14 protein-coding genes are annotated in these 16,432 nt (G+C 56.6%); 2 read left to right on the top strand and 12 right to left on the bottom strand.

Translation table 11 applies throughout. The features are described from left to right. Positions 1-5 precede the first annotated feature (5 nt). The 7 genes from sbnA to ACP7BN_RS04300 all read right to left on the bottom strand — a co-directional run bounded on the left by sbnA (position 6) and on the right by ACP7BN_RS04300 (position 5,689). Entirely contained in the window at positions 6-980 is a 975-nt protein-coding gene (gene sbnA, locus ACP7BN_RS04330) for a 2,3-diaminopropionate biosynthesis protein SbnA (RefSeq protein WP_426201898.1), read from the bottom strand. Positions 981-2,453: 1,473 nt separating this feature from the next. After that, a complete protein-coding gene (locus ACP7BN_RS04325; protein WP_426201896.1) occupies positions 2,454-3,017 on the bottom strand; it encodes a hypothetical protein in 564 nt (187 codons plus the stop codon). Positions 3,018-3,026: 9 nt separating this feature from the next. After that, positions 3,027-3,671: a hypothetical protein gene (locus tag ACP7BN_RS04320; RefSeq protein WP_426201894.1), complete on the bottom strand. Its 645-nt coding sequence runs from the start codon at positions 3,669-3,671 to the stop codon at positions 3,027-3,029. After that, a complete protein-coding gene (locus ACP7BN_RS04315; RefSeq protein ID WP_426201893.1) occupies positions 3,668-4,483 on the bottom strand; it encodes a TIGR04255 family protein in 816 nt (271 codons plus the stop codon). The genes ACP7BN_RS04320 and ACP7BN_RS04315 overlap by 4 nt, the downstream gene beginning before the upstream one ends. A 473-nt stretch (positions 4,484-4,956) precedes the next feature. Further along, positions 4,957-5,196, bottom strand: a complete 240-nt coding sequence (locus ACP7BN_RS04310; RefSeq protein ID WP_426201891.1) for a helix-turn-helix transcriptional regulator — start codon at positions 5,194-5,196, stop codon at positions 4,957-4,959. Further along, positions 5,193-5,447: a hypothetical protein gene (locus ACP7BN_RS04305; protein WP_426201890.1), complete on the bottom strand. Its 255-nt coding sequence runs from the start codon at positions 5,445-5,447 to the stop codon at positions 5,193-5,195. Before ACP7BN_RS04305 ends, ACP7BN_RS04310 begins: the two co-directional genes overlap by 4 nt. 23 nt (positions 5,448-5,470) lie before the next feature. Next, positions 5,471-5,689, bottom strand: coding sequence for a hypothetical protein (locus ACP7BN_RS04300; RefSeq protein WP_426201889.1), 219 nt, complete (start codon positions 5,687-5,689; stop codon positions 5,471-5,473). Positions 5,690-6,171: 482 nt separating this feature from the next. Here ACP7BN_RS04300 and ACP7BN_RS04295 point away from each other — a divergent pair, with 482 nt between their 5' ends. Continuing rightward, a complete protein-coding gene (locus ACP7BN_RS04295) occupies positions 6,172-7,503 on the top strand; it encodes a hypothetical protein (RefSeq protein ID WP_426201887.1) in 1,332 nt (443 codons plus the stop codon). A gap of 811 nt (positions 7,504-8,314) precedes the next feature. Then, the gene (locus ACP7BN_RS04290) at positions 8,315-8,479 is read left to right on the top strand and encodes a hypothetical protein (RefSeq protein WP_426201886.1); all 165 of its coding nucleotides are present in this window, start codon (positions 8,315-8,317) and stop codon (positions 8,477-8,479) included. Between the two features lie 3 nt (positions 8,480-8,482). On the opposite strand, the gene ACP7BN_RS04285 is transcribed toward ACP7BN_RS04290, so the two are convergent. The 5 genes from ACP7BN_RS04285 to ACP7BN_RS04265 form a co-directional block, all read right to left on the bottom strand. Continuing rightward, complete coding sequence (locus ACP7BN_RS04285; RefSeq protein WP_426201884.1) at positions 8,483-11,122, bottom strand: lytic transglycosylase domain-containing protein; 2,640 nt, start codon at positions 11,120-11,122, stop codon at positions 8,483-8,485. Beyond that, on the bottom strand, positions 11,122-12,489 hold the full coding sequence (locus ACP7BN_RS04280; RefSeq protein WP_426201883.1) for a hypothetical protein: 1,368 nt from the start codon (positions 12,487-12,489) through the stop codon (positions 11,122-11,124). The genes ACP7BN_RS04285 and ACP7BN_RS04280 overlap by 1 nt, the downstream gene beginning before the upstream one ends. 986 nt (positions 12,490-13,475) lie before the next feature. Beyond that, positions 13,476-15,278: a DUF927 domain-containing protein gene (locus ACP7BN_RS04275; RefSeq protein WP_426201881.1), complete on the bottom strand. Its 1,803-nt coding sequence runs from the start codon at positions 15,276-15,278 to the stop codon at positions 13,476-13,478. Beyond that, positions 15,265-16,146, bottom strand: a complete 882-nt coding sequence (locus ACP7BN_RS04270) for a toprim domain-containing protein (protein WP_426201879.1) — start codon at positions 16,144-16,146, stop codon at positions 15,265-15,267. Before ACP7BN_RS04270 ends, ACP7BN_RS04275 begins: the two co-directional genes overlap by 14 nt. Next, positions 16,139-16,414 carry a hypothetical protein gene (locus tag ACP7BN_RS04265; RefSeq protein ID WP_426201877.1) on the bottom strand — a complete coding sequence of 92 codons (276 nt, stop codon included), beginning with the start codon at positions 16,412-16,414 and terminating at the stop codon, positions 16,139-16,141. The genes ACP7BN_RS04270 and ACP7BN_RS04265 overlap by 8 nt, the downstream gene beginning before the upstream one ends. Between the last annotated feature and the right edge of the window lie 18 nt (positions 16,415-16,432).

Genomic DNA, 16,432 nt, shown 5'->3' with positions numbered 1-16,432 from the left:
GCGGATTACGCCGAAAGTAACAGAGCGATTTCAGGGAAGAGTGGTTGCAACGCCGTTGCGCCGATGCGTTGGGTGACCCAGTCGTCGGAGTAGATGGTTTCGAGGTAGCGCTCACCCATGTCGGGTGAAATCGCCACAACCACATCGTCAGGACGGATGTGCGGCGCCCATTGCTGGATGCCCGCGAGGACCGTGCCGGTGGAGCCGCCGAAGAGCAGCCCATAGCGTTGCGCCAGCCAGCGGCAGACTTTGATCGTCTGTTCTTCGGGTATGGACAAGAAGTCGTGAATGCCGGAAGGCTCGAATATTTCCGGGCGGCGGCTGGTGCCCAGTCCCGGGATATGGCGCGGCCCGCCCGGCAAGCCGAACGTGACCGAGCCAACGGTATCGACGGCAATGACTTTGGTGTGTGGATGATGTTCGGCGAAGTAGTTCTTGCAGCCCATCAGCGTGCCGGTCGTACCGGCGCCGACGAACAGGTAATCCACATGCGCAAACTTGTGGGCAATCGATCTGGCCGTGGCTTGATAGTGCGCCAGGGGATTGACCGGGTTCTTGTATTGATTGAGCCAGATGTAGTCGGAGTTGTCGGCGACCAGTTGCTCGATCAAACGAATCCGCGAATTGAGATAGCCCCCGTTTTCGTCGCGCTGCTCGACCATGAGCATCTCGGCGCCGAGGGCGTGCATCAACTTTTTGTTCGGAGCAGAGATGTTCGGATCGATCACGCAGACAAACTTGTAGCCCTTGGCCGCACAGACCATGGCCAGTGCGACCCCCAGATTGCCTGACGAAGATTCGATCAAGCGGGTTCTCTGGGTAATCAAACCCTGGCTTTCCAGGTCTGTGATGATCGCGTGTGCGGTTTTGAGCTTGATGGAGCCGGCAGGATTCAATCCTTCGATTTTCAACTGGATCTTGGCACTGCAAAGATCCCCTATCTGCACATAGCTATCTTCATTGATGAGCTGTTTGATCATACGTCGTCCCTTTCGTCGCTTTTATGCCGGGCGCAATGGCTCGCCAGCATCAGTCCTGGAGTGTTGAAAAACAGTGTTCACGGTTCGCTGTTCAGATTGTTTTCAGATTTTTTAGCTGGACGGGAAGTGACCTTTCGGTGGACGCCGATCTATTCAAAAAATCAGGTATCGCGCTCTGCCTGGTTGAAGCGTGCAGAGTATTTTTGCGGCACAAAGTAGAGCCCATCCCGGGCTCGCCAAGGCTGATCAAATACTGGCGATTTTTCCTACACGGCGAGAGATACAGATTTCCGCTATTTTCCAGTACACCTGACGGGGAAGTGCATTGCAGACGGTCGGCGGGGATGACGAGGAGGGTGTTGCGCAGGGGGGATTAAATCGCAGACATAAAAAAACCCTGAATCTTGCGATTCAGGGTTTTCGGTATTTGGTGCCAGAGACGGAATCGTACTTTTGTCTGTAGGTCGCGTTTTATAACGGGTTTGTGAGTGGTGCTATTAAAATCTACTCACAAATCTACTCTCTTTTTGAAATGCTCCCACCCTTCCGACCATCTTAAGAGTGGCCGAAAACGACGCCGATTCGCGCTCTGCTGATCCCGACGAGTGGTAAACCTGACTCGTCGAAGCCGTCACCGACTTAAGGTGTGGTCATCTTCACCGCTCCGGATCAGGGTAGTGGTCATTCATGGGAGCTTTTGCGAAAAGGTGATGTCCGGGATTTTCCGCAATTAGCCTGGGCTCCCATTCCGGTATGGCAGGTACTGGAAAAACTACCGAGATCCCGGCAATTCCCTTCCCGCCTACAAGCGCATTTCCGGGATTACACGCATTGGCTCAGCTCCCCGCGACAGGGCACGCCAGGCGTCCTTAGTGAGCTGGTCGAGCGCTTGCTCCTCGAATGCCGCCGCCAGTGCGCTGGCCTTCCTTACAATCAGCAACGCTAACTCCCTCGGGAGCACATCCTTATCGGCGAGTAGATAATCACAGTCAATAACGGACACGGCTCTATCCTCGATGCGCGGTTGATGATGGCGCAGGAGCGAATCAGGGCCAGCAGATGACCTGCAAAATTTAGCAACGGGACATGAGTTAATACCCAGAATCTGGGTAGTTTGCTAAGTGGGCAAGCCGACCAGGTGCCGGTTCCGGGTGAACGAATCGTTTACCTCAGCTCCGACCTGATGCGAGGTCGATGGACGCTCCCGTAAATTCTTGACGAGCATCTACGTCAACACACTACCTTTTCACGCAGGAAGCCGCACAGACCTTGGGCTGTGAGCTATTTGAGTGGCATCGGTTGGCGAAAATCCGTCAAGGCTCTGTCAAGCATTGAGTGACGCGCGAAGAACATAGATGATGGCTGGTTCGATAAAGAGAGGAATGAAACGGACGCACACCTGCATATTAGGAGCCTAGCTTAGACCGAGCAGAATTTCGGAACAACGATATGCTCCTAATCGACGTTTATGACTTAGTGTCCTGTCGTGCCCGTGTCATTTGCCGAAGAAGAATCCGGGGGATTTTCTTCGGTAATATTTCCTTCTGCATTGAGGAGGTAGTTGTGAAGTTTGTCTCGCAACTTCCGACTGTATCCAGTCGAAACGTTTTTCCTTAATTTGCTGCACTCAATGTCTTCAAAAGGAACAATTTCAGCATGGTGTTCATTTTTTTCAGTTTTTTCTTCGTAAACTCTAAAATGAATTACAGGAGGAGGTTTTTTTCCTTCCAATGGGGTTTTTCCAATCGATACAACATCTGCAACAGCAATCACGCCAACTGCTGCTGTGATCTTGCCGTTTGGCACTCCGTCTTTAATCTCAATATCAGCTTTAACTAGCTTAATAGCTTCATTCAAGCCAATTTCGTTCATCCTAGTTACTGAAGTATTATTTTTTTCAAATATTCCGGCTGAACCACGCTTTAAGTCTGGCATCCACTGCGGTGGATACATGCCTTTAACGAGATGCTCCCCCTCATGAAGAGTAACTTCGCGAAGGGGGTATTCCTTTGCTTCCGCTGCAATATCTTTGTCCATTCAATAACTTCACTTAACTCTTTCTATAAATACGTACAATTCTGAGTCATCTGGAGAATAAAATTCTTCTCCTTGGTCAGTGTAAATTTCAATCTGCTCATCCCTGAAAGCAATGTCAATCAACTTGCCATCGTGCATGTGCCAATTGATTAAGATTTCTCCCTCAAAGCCCAAAAATATTCCTAAATCTTTTGGGGCAATCTCAGATAACAGAGCAAATTTATGGAACAGGCTCAGAGAGGAGATAGACATCTGCTTAGCGCCGTCGTCATCCCAGTCGTGTTCAACTTTGACCAACTCACTGAGCCTATCGAACGCTGACTCACCTAGCATTTCACCTAAAAAATGAATATGGGTAAGCTTCGCAATCATATCCGTACTGAAAACCGAATCATAATCTTCGCATTTGCTTAAAAACTGATCCCTATGCTGTGCTGCAATCCGATACAAATGAAATGCGGTCAGATCGGTCTCTTTATCTAGATAGGAATCATACGCTGCTCGCACGAAATCCTTAAATTGCCCAACAAACGTCGCACTCTTCCGGCAAAGATTATAAACAGCTGAACTATCCAGGCCTACAGTTATCGTGGAGATGCTAGTATGAGCCGAGCCTACAAAAGCAGGTGTGAAATTCAGCATTGAATTTTTCATCTCGCCTCCTCAATGGGCTTCATCCTTTCATGAAGCGGTATAGTCAACTTCAAAAACAAGTCATGGACGATTTTTCTGCCCTGAGAAAAAGCATCCATAATCGCCGCAACATCAGGAGCAACTTGCCGTTCGTAGTGAACAACAATCTCCATAAGATACACCGGCTCAGATTCGATCTTGCCATCCGCCAACTGCATCTGAAGCTGACCCAATTCGAGTGGCACAACAATCTGAATGACAGGGATGGCAACTTTTGCTGAAGTTGCGTGTTCGCCAAAAGCATCGGGCAAGGAAATTTTAATACCCAGCACTTCGCTCAAAAACTCCTCATGAGACAAGTCGCCAGTTAATTCTTTTTTGAAGGCGTCTACGTATCGAAGGGTTAATGTATATCCCGATACAGCTCCCCTCTGGGTGCTCAATAGTTGAGTGATACCTTTCTCAACTATAGGACTGAAGTCCGCCCAAGATTTATATGGTTGGACAGCATTCACGGTGAACAAGCCGGAGCCCAATTGGAGTACCGTTGAGGAAAGCTGGTCACTGCCTGCTTTATCGTCGCCACCAGCATATGTGAAACGAACAATAGGCACACCTGACGGCACAGGAAAGCCATGAGGAATGAGACGCTCAGAATTGCCGTAGCCAATCGCTGATAAGGCGCTTGTGACCGCGCTTGCGTGCTTGTCGAAGGCATCACCTAAAATAGCGAAAGGGATATTCCCTCCGCCTTCTTTAGCTGATGCAGCCTCTCCCCACCTAATCTCGGCAACGAGCTCAACCAAAGGAGGATTTGCAAAACGCTGTGTCATGGACGCTTCCCAGCTTTCCGAATTTTATTCGCCCCGCAGGGCATGCTTCTAAGACACCATCCTGATGGCTCAGATCTTACATTTACCATCGCTTGGGGCCTTATTAGGCCTCAAGGATGGTAAACGTAAGATAGCACCACGAACAGATTGGCGCATAGCCAGCTTATTAAATACTCAGGATGAAAAGCTGGTCACCCCCTCTCAAAAGCACGCTGCATAGTCGTGAATGAGCGAACACTATGATTTTTATCGAATAATTATTGCATCAGCATTCGTTGCCTCGTATGCCCTATTTGGCACTGTGCTGTAACAGGCTAAGTCCGCACATTCATTGGTTGTGGCCAACTCCAACAGATTAGAAATCCTAGCCCTGCCTTGAATCCGTAGCGCTCCTCACGCCTTGCCCAGACTGCCGGCGACGGTCAGCTCAGCAATGGCCTGGCGAATGAACACCAGGTTATCGTCGAGCGTTTTTAGCGCGCCGCGCACGTTGCTGGCAATGTCCCGCCATCCAGACGTGACTCGCCGGCTAGGCCCAGGTCATGCATCCATTTAGCGATTGCTGACTGACGCCAAGCGACTGAGTTAGGCCCTATCCTGATCTGTTTTGGGAAGGTGCCTTCCCGGATGCGACGATAAACCGTATTTCGGCCCAGACCGGTGGTGTGCAGCACCTCGTCGAGGCGCATGAAGCGATCGATGCTCGCTGTCATTTCCTGATATCTCTCAATGTTGGCGGTGCCTGCCGCGGTCTACCGATCTTCGGCGTCTTGTTCTCGCCGTCCCGGCACCCCCGCAGAAACTCCCGCACGTCCTCCTTGAGCCAGCAATGTCTGGTGCCCATCCTGAAACTCTTGGGCAACCAGTCCACGCCGCGGCGAATCCCCTCTCTGACCGATGCCTCAGTTCGGCCAAGCATCTTGCCCAGGCCTGCTACGAACACCACTTCGCAGTCATCGTCCATATGCACTCCTGACTCGGGGTTGCTTACTGCGCCCCTTGCGCTTTCAGTCGGGCGAAACCTTGATTGATGTGCCCGGCGTTTTCGCCGATCGTCTCCAGCGCGGTCCGAATGTTGTCGCCGGCGTCGGCATGCCCTTGGCTTTCGACCACCAAGGTCAGTTCCATTAGCGCAGCTTCCAAGGCGAGCTGATTGTGATACATGCGCTCTAGGACATCTGGGAGAGAGTATTCGTGTGGGGGCATCGCTTCGACTCCATTCGAGAAAATGAAAGCGTAGCAGCGCTGGTTCGATCGGGGCATGAAACAAACTGCTCACTGCTCACTCACTGACGAGCGCTCCGAGTCAATTGAAATGCTCGATGCCTGGGGGGTTGTGTATAGCCATTGTTTAAGCGATGCCCAGGGGGTTGTGTATAGCCAGCTAAGGAGGCGTGAGAAGGTGCCGGTACACCGACTTCACGTCATCGCGAACGTGTGGTCACAGTGCCACACAGTGGCATTCTCACCACCCTGTTTCGAGGACGCGGTCGTCGCGTGTTGGGATCTACACAGAGTGTAGATTTCAACACTGAATGAAGGTAACGGTCAGCCTGGTGCCGCGAGAGGCCATGGTTAATGGATACCAAGCTGGCCGGCCGGGCACTAGATCGCGGCTTTGAAACCTTAGCGCCAGCCTCGACGCAGATTCCGGCCGAGGCGATAGAAGGGCTAAGCCGGATTACTTCTTGGCTGCCGTTTTGACCACCCAAGAGAAAACTGTCAGCGTTATCTCCCTTCTGGGCGAAATTCAGAGGCAACTGGAGATGGATCAAGATCGCGTCCACAGAGATAACCTGTACTCCGAGGTTTGGACCACACCTATGACCTCCCTCGCTCCCAAGTACGGAGTTTCCGCTGTGTTCCTGAAGCGGGTTTGTGCTCGCCTGAACGTACCTTGTCCACCACGAGGCTATTGGGCAAGGAAGCAGTCCGGACAGAGACCAAAGGCTCCACCTCTGCCCAAGTCCAAGCCAGGTGATCCTATCGAGTGGAGGAAGGGTGACCAGTTGCCGCGTGAAACGCCGCCTGGAACTGGACAGATTGAAGTCGCTCCGAAAAAAGCTGGTGCCAGGCGTACGATGATGATGGGTTCGCTGGATTCATTCACGAGCGGCAGAGTCGCTGGCGACGGCTACCTCAAACCCGCGAAGCGAAATCTCCCTGACCTTGTAGTTACTGAGCCCACGCTTCAGAGGGCGGCATCAGTTCTGCTGAAGCTTGCGAACTGTCTTCGTGAGACGAATGGTCGAATCTCAATCGCCTGCGGTGAAAGCGGCTTCACACGTAAGGCGCTCGGAGACGAGGAAGGGCGGCTGAAACGATCGGTTTTCGAGACAAACATCTGGGCGCCAGCTCGACCAACAATCGTATTCATCGGCGAGGTAGGGATAGGGCTGACTGTCTACGAGGCGACGGTCGAAAAGGAGATGGTCTACATCGATGGCGAATATTTGCCTGTCAAGGAGGCTAAAGAGCTAAAACCTGGGCTGTGGGACCGAAAGACGAAGACGTTTTTCCGGCGAAGTGCTCAGCGTGTCGCTTCCAAACGACTATGCCTCAGGGCTTACAGCCCCTATGGGCGGGTCGACTGGGCTCGTACCTGGACCGAGGGCAAAGTCAGTCTTCTGAAACAACTCGACGGCATCGTATTGGCTTTGGTGGAGAAGGCGAAAATCTTAGTGCCTCAGATTGCTGAGGCTGACCGGCAGGCGGCAGAAGAGCGAAAGAGGTGGGATGCTGAGCGCGCAATAGCGACAGCGCGCTACGAGCGCTCTCTGATCATCCAAGCCCGGGAAGAATCACTACGCAATCTACTGAAGATCATCGACAAGTGGAGCTCTGATAGGAAACTGCAGGATTTTTTTGACGACATCGCCACCCGCTCAGTGGATATGATTGACGACGCTCGCGCTGAACTCTTAGAAAAGGTGCACGAGGCGAAAGAATTGCTCGCGAGCACTGGCAGCGTTGAGGCTCTGATGTCATGGGTAGCGCCGCCGCCGAAACCTCCCGAGTAAATCGGCTGTCATGTCGTCTGGTTGCCAGTTCTGAATGGCAACTTTCTGTGGAAACCATGGTGGAAACCTGACGATTGGCAACTGATCGTTCTGGTAACTTTTCGTGGTAACCGAGCTGGTAAACGACAGCGAGGTTCGCATTAGCGGGTGCGAACTGGAGGTGCGAACCTCGAGCGCGAACTTGAGCGGCACGCGCACCAGAGCGCGTACTTATGGCGCGTACCAGCCCTGCGTACTTTGTGGTTTTTCACGCCGCTCGGGTGCGCGATATCTGTGCGCGAAGTGCTGCGCGAAACAGCGTGTTTTGCTGTAACAGGGGCTGTAACAGCCTGCCTAGTTACACGTCGTCGGTATGGGCGTCTGTTCCTTTTTTATGGCCCCCAAAAACTCGGAATACCCTGGCAACCTGAGTGGCAACCAAGTCACGGGTATCCGTGCCGACGATGACAGGGAAAGCGGAGGTGGTCACTGATGCTGGTCACCGCGCTTGGTCACTGTCTCCGGTATCCGCCTGAAATGGCCTGAACCGTGGATACCAGAGCGGATACCGGGTGACGGAAAGTAACCAGGCGAGGTGGTTACCTTTGGTGGTTACCGCACGCGAATAGCCCGACTAACGGTCAATCTAGTTGACCTTCTTTGCGCCGCTGAGCGACTAGACTCAATGACGAACTGGGTGCCGGTCGGTAGGTGGTGTCAGCCGTAGTGAACAGCAGCGATCGAAACAGGGATCGACGTTTGGGTCATCTCAGTAAAAAGCCCACGTCAGCGGGCTTGGTTGAGTGAAGGGTAGTGCGCCCTGGAGGTTCGTGTGGTTGATGAGCATTTGTTGAAGGTGCTGCAGATGTCCGCCGTGTTCGCTGGCGTCCAGCTCCTTGTAAAGCTGGAAGACTGGCTTACCATCCTGGCCAAAAAGCATCTGCCCAAAGGCAGCAGGATCAGGAAAATCGTCCTGATCAACCCCGACGAGGACTAGCCGTTATTGCTCCGTAAACCCCAATAATCCTGGCCCCATGAGCATTGGCAGCATGCTTGGCTGCGGTTTTTTCGGGATCACCATGCTTAATGGCGGATTCAGCGCCGAGCCAACGTCAGCCATTTGCTTGGCCTTGCCGGCGGCAGTAACGGTCATGTTGAGCAGACCATTGATGCCTGGGATTTTTGGCATCGCCTGTATGAATCGCAACGCATTCGACGCCGTGGTCGAACCGGCCGGCTTCATTGGTGGATTGTTGATAGCGCCGCCAACCCGCAAGATTCGCTGGAATTCCGCCCACCCATCATTTCCGAAGAGCTGTTTGCCTTTTTCGGGCCCGATTTTGTCGATGGCCTTGCGCATTCCGTTGATGGAAAAGGCGCCACCTGTTTCGCCCTGGAGTGTCGAGGCATCGCGCACATAGGCGCGCGCCGCATCCTGCAATGAGCTCATGATAGGAACGCCGCGCTCCTGCTCAAGCTGCGAAAGGCCCTTGAGCTGATCCACCTTCATTTTGCCGACAATGTCGGGCAGATCCTCGGGCGCGTAATTGCCTTTCAGGATCTTCTCGACCAGCGGGCTGGCCTCCTGGAATCGAAACCGGTCAGCCGCGGCCGAGCGAGCCGAGCGGAATGCCTCGGCAATGCCAGGTGCTCCTTGTTCGCCAGCTTGTGCAGCGCCGCCAGTTGCAGGGCCAACACCACCTTGGAACGGGGCCATGCTGCCGCTGGAAGCCTGCGTAGAACCTGGCAACCTTGGCTGACCGCCGATTTGTGCAGCGGTGAACGGCTGGCTGGAGGCGCCCGGAGCCGAACCCGGGCTGCGCATGCCTGGCGTCGGGTTGAATGCCGCTGTCTCGCCATTGTCGATGGCGTTGAGCAGATGCTTTTTGACGATCCCGAGTGCTACAGCTTCAGCTCTGTCGTTCGTACTGTAGATCCGCCCATTCAGAGCCTGGAGGCGCTGCATGGCAGTCCCCATGTCGAACGGTTCCTTGCCGGTGGTTGCCTTCTGGAACCAGGCCAGCGTGTCCGCCGGCAGTTTCGAGCCCAGCATCTGCTGGTCAAGCTCGACAGAGGCGTCATTGACGAACTTGTGCGGGTCGAGCGGGATGTCGCGGCCAGCCGTGTTGCGTGCGGCCTGGTACAGGCTGTCTGCCTTCGACTTCAGCCCTGCGTCATAGTCGCCAACGGACTTTTGCAGGACTTGCCCGCGCTCGTAGTCCGTCGCATCGCCTGCACCTTTTCTCACGCCATACAACAGCGACCGGTTGGCATCTACAAAGCGCTTCTGCATCTGGTCGTCAACGGTGTTAAGCGTGTTCTCCATCCACCACTGCTTAGGATCACGGCTCAGCCATCCGCGTGTTGGCTTGATGCCCAGCGCATTGAAGTCAGCCATCCGCCCGAGTTGCGTGGCATCCAAGTTGTCCACGTCTTCCATGGATTTCTTGCCAAGGTTGACCACCTGATCCTTGACAGCCTGCGGCAGCGATCCGAAGTCGATCCCCTTACTGGATAGCTTGGCTGAAACCTGCATTTCAATTGGAGCTCTTGGGGTAAGCAAAGATTTGGCACCGCCGATAACTCCATTAACAGCGCTCCCAATGCCTCGCCCCACCGCCAAACCGGCTGCACCACCTAGACCTCCGATGATTGAGTGCTGCGCCCGCTCTGCCAACGATCCAGGCTGCGCTAAAGCCCCGAAGGCCGCACCAGCACCGGCCGCCTGTTTATAGCTCGCAGGGCTAATTAAGGCGTTCCCGCCGCCCTCGATCAGGCTGCCGACCGTTTTTACCGCTGGCATTGCGCGTGCTGCGCTCGCAGCCTGGATGGCCTTACCACCTGCCTGCAAGCCGCGACCACCAAGATAGGCCAGCCCAACCTGTCCGCCGATATTCCCAACGATACCGGCCGGATCAGACATGAGGTCCTTGTCTGCGCCAGGAGCGCGCTGCCAGCCGTTGGGCCACAGAACGCTGCGCAGGCCAACGCCTTCCATCAAGTCAGCGACAGCCTTGCCAGCGCCAAGTGTGCCCTTTTCAAGCCAGCCACGGCCAGCAAGGCGATCCGGCAGAGTGCTGTGATCCTGTTGCGCATCTACAGGAGCGAGCTGCATGGATTGGCTGGTCGGTGCAGATTGTCCTGGCTCACCCTGCTGCGGCGCTGGCATAGAGTACTTCTGCCTTAGCGCACTCCATTCATCGTCCTCCGCGGGAGCTTGTGCCGCCAGTTGGCTGTGTTTGCTGCGAAGTGCAGCCCAGGCATCGTCTTGCGGTTCCTGTTGAGACATGTTGGCTGTCACCTTCTGAATGTAATTGCGCGTCTCGGCCGGGGCTGCATCCATGCCCTTGCGCTGCACGTTGCCGATGCCCCAGTTGTATGCCGCAAGTGCTTTGGGCACGCTGCCTGTCTGCTGCACCATGTCAGAGAGCATTTGTGCTGCTGCGGTGGCTGATTGCGGGAGGTTGTTAGGGTCGGTCAGACCGTATTGCCGGGCGGTTGCTGGCATGAACTGGAAATGGCCTTGGGCGCCTTTTGGGGATTGCATGTTTTGGCCGCGGCTCGACTCGGCTGACCACATGGCGTCCAGTAGACCCGAAGGCAGCCCGTTTTTTTTCTCAAGCTGGCCGAAGAGATCCATTAGCGTTTCTGCCAGCGGCCGAGCACAGGGTCGTTCCAGATAGAACCCTGAATGTTTCGCCACTCACGATCGATGCGCATCAGATCGCCCTCTTTCTGCGCTTGAGGTAACGCATCCTGATAAAACTGGGCCTTCCGCGCATCCTGATTAGCCTTTGCCTCTGCCAGATCCAGGATGAAAGTATTGGCTTCCGGCGTGTTCTTGAGGCTGACGAATGTCTTGCTTGCCCGGTCGGCATCCCCTTCGGTCTGGGGGCCTTTCTGTGCGCCAAGCACCGTTAGCAGTCGATCCATGGCTACAGACTGAAACTTCTGCGCGTTTGTGGCGAACAACTCCGCATTTTTTGGAGCGATCCCAAGGCTGGTCAGGACGTTGGCTCCAAGCGCCTTGGCTTCAGTGCCATACCCCGTATTCAGATCGATATTTCGTGCCGCCTGGATTGAATTTCTCATGTCCCCAGCGGTTTTGCCGGAATCCAGAGTTGGCTGGTACGTGCTGGTGATCCAGTTTTTGTTCAGGTCTTGAGTCGCGGCCTGATTGACCGGATTTCGGCCGGCCATGAACCCGCCACCCTGCCCAGACGGAGAGCCACTCGTGCCGCCGGCGACATTAAGGCGTGGTACGAAGTACTCGTTTCCATCTTGGCCGACCACTTTCATGGGGTCGTAACTTGCTGCCCCGCGTTGCGCGGCGTCCTTCTGGGCTACGGCATACGGGAACTGCGCGGCCGTCACAGAACCCGCCTCAGCACCCTTGTAGCCGGCATTGGCCTGTGCGGCACCAGGGACGGGCGCGGCCTGGCCCTGCTCGTTCATCATCACGCCTTCGGCCATCTTCGGCATGTAGGTCTGCTGACCAGAGCGCGGATCAACGTAGTAGTTACCGCCCTTGCGCTCTTGCGGGTTGTTGGCCTGCTTGTAGAGGTCAAGGAGCGTCGACCCGTTGGGCAAGTCGAGCATGTTGTAAGCCGCGACATCGTTCAGGCCGAGCGGGAAAGCACCTTGCGGCTGACGACCCTGGGTCTGCGGCATTGCACTGGGCGCCGCGCCGTACGAGGCCGCGTCTGGCAGCATGGCGCTATCCTGCGGCGCTCCGGGCGCCGACTGGCCGCCGAACATGCGCTGAGCCATGTCCATTGCCATGTTTTGCTTCTTCAGATTGGCCTGGATTTGTTGAGCCTGCATGCCTCGATACTGATCGGTGGATTGTCGCTGCAACGCATTGCTGTATCCGCCGATCCCAGCCAGTCCGGCAGCACCGAGTGTGTTTATTGGGGCGCCGCGGCGAGCGCCGGCCAACCCACCAAAAGCAGCTGCCAACAACCCTTGGCCTTCCGGTGTTTTAGCGAAATCGAGTAGTCCGTCCATATCAGCTCCACGTGGTGCGATGCTGGGCCGTCATTTTCTGACGGCGCGGGAGAAGGGAGGCTTGAGAGCCTTGGGTAATTTGAGGAACGGTCATGCGACCAAAACCTCCATAGGAAGGAGAGTGCGGCGTTCCGCTAGGGCGATCAGTGCGGCGTTCGCTTGTACGCTTCCTGAGTTCGCCGCAATGCGCAGGCGCTCATATGCGGCGCTGATCTCTGCGCGGGTTGGCTTGGTTTGATGGCCTCGGGTCTTGGTGCTTGAGCTCATACTCATTCTCCGATGCAAGGTTATAACCTAATATTAGCAGATTTGACCTTATCTGTATATTTAACCAGTAGTTTGGCGTGTCAGCCGTCCGGTTTTTGTGGCGACTCCATCGGGGTTCTCTCGTAGCTGGCGCGCAGATCGGCACCAGCCAGGCAGTAACGGGATGTCGGCGCATAACAGGCCCGACACACCATGATGTGGTTGAGGTATTGGTCACGGGCGTGGCGCCATTCGGGCGATGCGCTGGCGGCGCTCATGTTGGGTGATGTGGCAGGTGCATATTCGATGTTGCGAACAAGCGATAGAGCTGGCGCTGGTCTTCCTGGCGGCTCCGGCGCGTGGGGTGGCGGCATGTGATCTAGCAGGCCGGAGAGGAGGCTCATGTCGTCACCTCGGCCTGATTGCTCCATTGCCCATATGTGTCTCTAGAAAAAAATCGGGGGAACGGGGGAACAGTGGGAACAGCCAGTGTTTCCGGGGCTTTCAGAGGGGGATTCTGTTCCCCACGTTTTTTTGTGGGGAACAGTGATAACCAAATGCTCAGAAAGACTGGGGGTTCTATATTCAAAAACATGTTTGTGTTCCCCCTGTTCCCCATACATCTAATAAGGGGGAACGACTACAGGCCACGAGTTTACTGGCTGTTCCCCCGTTCCCCCTGTTCCCCACGTTTATAGGTTCCTGTGAACTCGGGCATTCGTACTTGGTGGATATGGTGGTCATGCGCCGCCCCCTTCGCTGTCCATTGCTTCGGGATCGATGACGTACAGGCGCGCCGACCCGCCGGCGGGGATGCGGTACTTTTTGGTTTTGCGGCTATCGCGATCGGTGTCGCGCTTGGCCAGGGCCCCACCAACTTCCAGTGCCTTGATCACGCGGGTGAGGCCGAATCCGTGGGCTGCCTCGACGAGTGCGGACTTGTTGAACAGGTAGAGCCGCTTGCCCGCTACCAGCTCCCAGTAGCCGGCGCGGTTGAAGACCTTGGCATCCACCTCCGTGGCGTCGACATCGGAAAACCGGCTGCTGCCGTGTTTGTCGATGAAGTCGAGGATGCCGGCCAGGATCTGGCGATCCTCTGCGTTACCGCCACCTACACGTGAGAGCCATTCCCCATAAAGCAGGCGGCAGTCGGCGAGGGCGGTCCCTTGTTCCCAAGGCAGCAAGCCGAAAGCGATGGCCATCTCCCCCGCAAGTGCGATCACGGCGAACCGATCAGCTACGCGCCCGGCCTGGGCGTTGTCCTCGACGAACTGGGCGCGGATGCCGTCAAAGTCGCTGAGCAAGCCTGGCTTATCGTCGGTTGCGACAAGGCGCTCCACGAAGGCTGGCCCAAGGTGGCCATGGTGGGCGCCGACCGCGACGGTGAGCTGCCGGTGGAAGTCCGCGCCCTCAAGCCCGTGTAGTTCGTCAAAGGCTCTGTGCGTGCGGGTGCCGGCGTTCACGTCGACCATGCGCAACTCGGCGCCGGCGTGGGCGGCATTTCCGGATATGGCGGCGTGTTCAGAGAGGGAGCGCTCGCCGCTGGAGAGTGTCAGCAGGCGCCAGCTCAGTTTGCCTCGGGCTTCTCGCTCCCGGGTCATGGTGCCCTTACCCTGGCCGTTGGCGAGTGAGTACGCCATTTCCTGTACCCGCTTAGGGTCGGCGCGCTTGATCTCGTCCAGCGGCAGGATGGTGTCGTTGCGGCTCGACGCCTCGATCTCAAGGCCGCCCTTGGTCATGTCCCAACTGGCGGCAAACACGCCCGGGTCACCCCACACCGACGATCCGATCAGTTGGGCCAGAGATTTGCCGCTCGAGCTGTCGCCCACCAGGTGAACACCGCCACCCAGCACGCCGACCAAGCTCAGCAACGGACCAGCCAGCGAGCAGCCGATCGCCAGCGTAAGTACCGGGTTGCCCGCGCACTTGGCCGCGACGGCCGATTGCCACAGCGCGAGCTCACCACGCTGACTGAAAAGCACCTGGGCTTTGTTGCTGGCCTGATATCGCACGTTGGCCGCGCCGATCGTCCGCCCGGGCAGCACGAACGCACCTGACTCATGCCAGCCGGGCCGGCAGGTAGTGGCGAACACCTCGGCGGGGTGCTGATCGAGCAGGTACTCCATGAACGTGCTGCGCTTCTTAAGGGCGATGATGACGCCCATACCAAACAGGGCGCGCCGGGCATCCTCTCCGCTGCCGCCGAATACTTCCATGGCAATGATCCACTCCTTGATCCCGCCCTCGGTCACCAGTCGGAGGAGTCGCCCCTCGCTGCCGTCGTCACTGTTGGTGGTGCGCGCCACGACCATGACTGGGCTTGAGATCCACTCATCGCTGATCGGCCTGTCGGCGGCGTCGTTCTCGGCGTCGTCCTGATCCGCAGCGGTGCGCTTAAAGCTGTGCCAGTAAACGCCCGGGCGCAACTTGCGGCCGTTCTCGTTGGTCACCCAGTGCTCGTACACCGCCCAGCAAGGACGAGCCGGCGCGATGGTTGCGGCTTCTGGCCGAAGGTTGATCACGTTGGTATCAGGCTTGGCCATTGGCGAGCTTCCAGTTTGCGAGGTCGTTGAAATCGGTAAGGTCATCGGGCGAACCTTCTGGCCATTCGGGGAAGGCCACCTCGGCACCCACCGCTGCCGCGGCTGCGTTCGCTGCTGTGCGTCCCGGGTTGCCGTCGGTGAGCCGGTCGTCGTCGCCGGCTATGACGATTGGCTGGTCCGGGTAGCGAGCGCGAAGGCCCATCGCCGCCTGGATCAGGTTGCCCGCGTTCATGGCTGCCGCAACGACGTAGCCGCCGTGCTGGTGGAGGCTGGCGGCCGTCGCCCACCCTTCGCAGATGCAAAGCACAGAACCCGGTTCGATGATGCCCAGCGGCGAGTAGGTGCCCTTGATCCGGCCGCCGAACAGGAAGCGCTTGCCGCCGTCCGGAGCAATTCTTTGCAGGTTGACCAAGCGCCCATCCAGGTACAGCGGGATCAGCAGATCAGCGCCGCGCTGCCGCAAGCCGTAGGAGCGAACTCCTTTGGCCGAGAGGTATGGGTGGTCTGGCGCGGCGCGGCGAGCGTTGCGCCACCAGTGGTTGGCCTTCTCGGCGGCCTGTTGCTGGCGCCGGAGTTGCTCAGCTTCGCGCTGCCGCCGGGCCTGATCAATTCGCTCGCGGATCTGCGCTGCCTCCCGGGCGTCTACCGGCTCTCGGCTACACCAGGTACTGGTATCACCAACTTTCCAACTGCCAAACGCACCAGAGGCGATACCGTCCAGGTACAGGACATACCAACCATTGAGAGTGCCAGGCTTGTCGTCGGGAACGCGGAACCGGTGAATGCTGCCATCGGGCACAGGGAGCCAGTCGAGCGAGCCATAAACAGCCTGGAGCGCATCACGGAACAAGATCGCTGCGTCATCCATGACTAGCGCTCCCAGCGAAGACTCGGCAAACCCGGCCATTGTTCACTGCGTGCCAGTGCGTGATGTCGTCGATGGATTCAACGAGACAGGCTGTCACCTGGGCGTCAGCACTGCGCATAACGACGCGCCCGCACTCGGCGTCAGACTCCGTCAGAAACGGGCCAAGCAACGCCTTCAGCGCTTTCGGATGGGTCACATAGAACAGCTCTGTGGCTTTTTTCGGGCAAGCCGATCCCGTTGGCGCCGGCGCGCCATTTTGAATTTTCATGTGCTTAAACCTTTATCG

It is taken from the genome of Pseudomonas sp. TWP3-1, assembly GCF_049896625.1.
Classification (GTDB): Bacteria; Pseudomonadota; Gammaproteobacteria; order Pseudomonadales; family Pseudomonadaceae; genus Aquipseudomonas.
The sequence above is the reverse complement of the archived record's forward strand: the minus strand, read 5'-3'. Positions and strand labels throughout refer to the sequence as shown.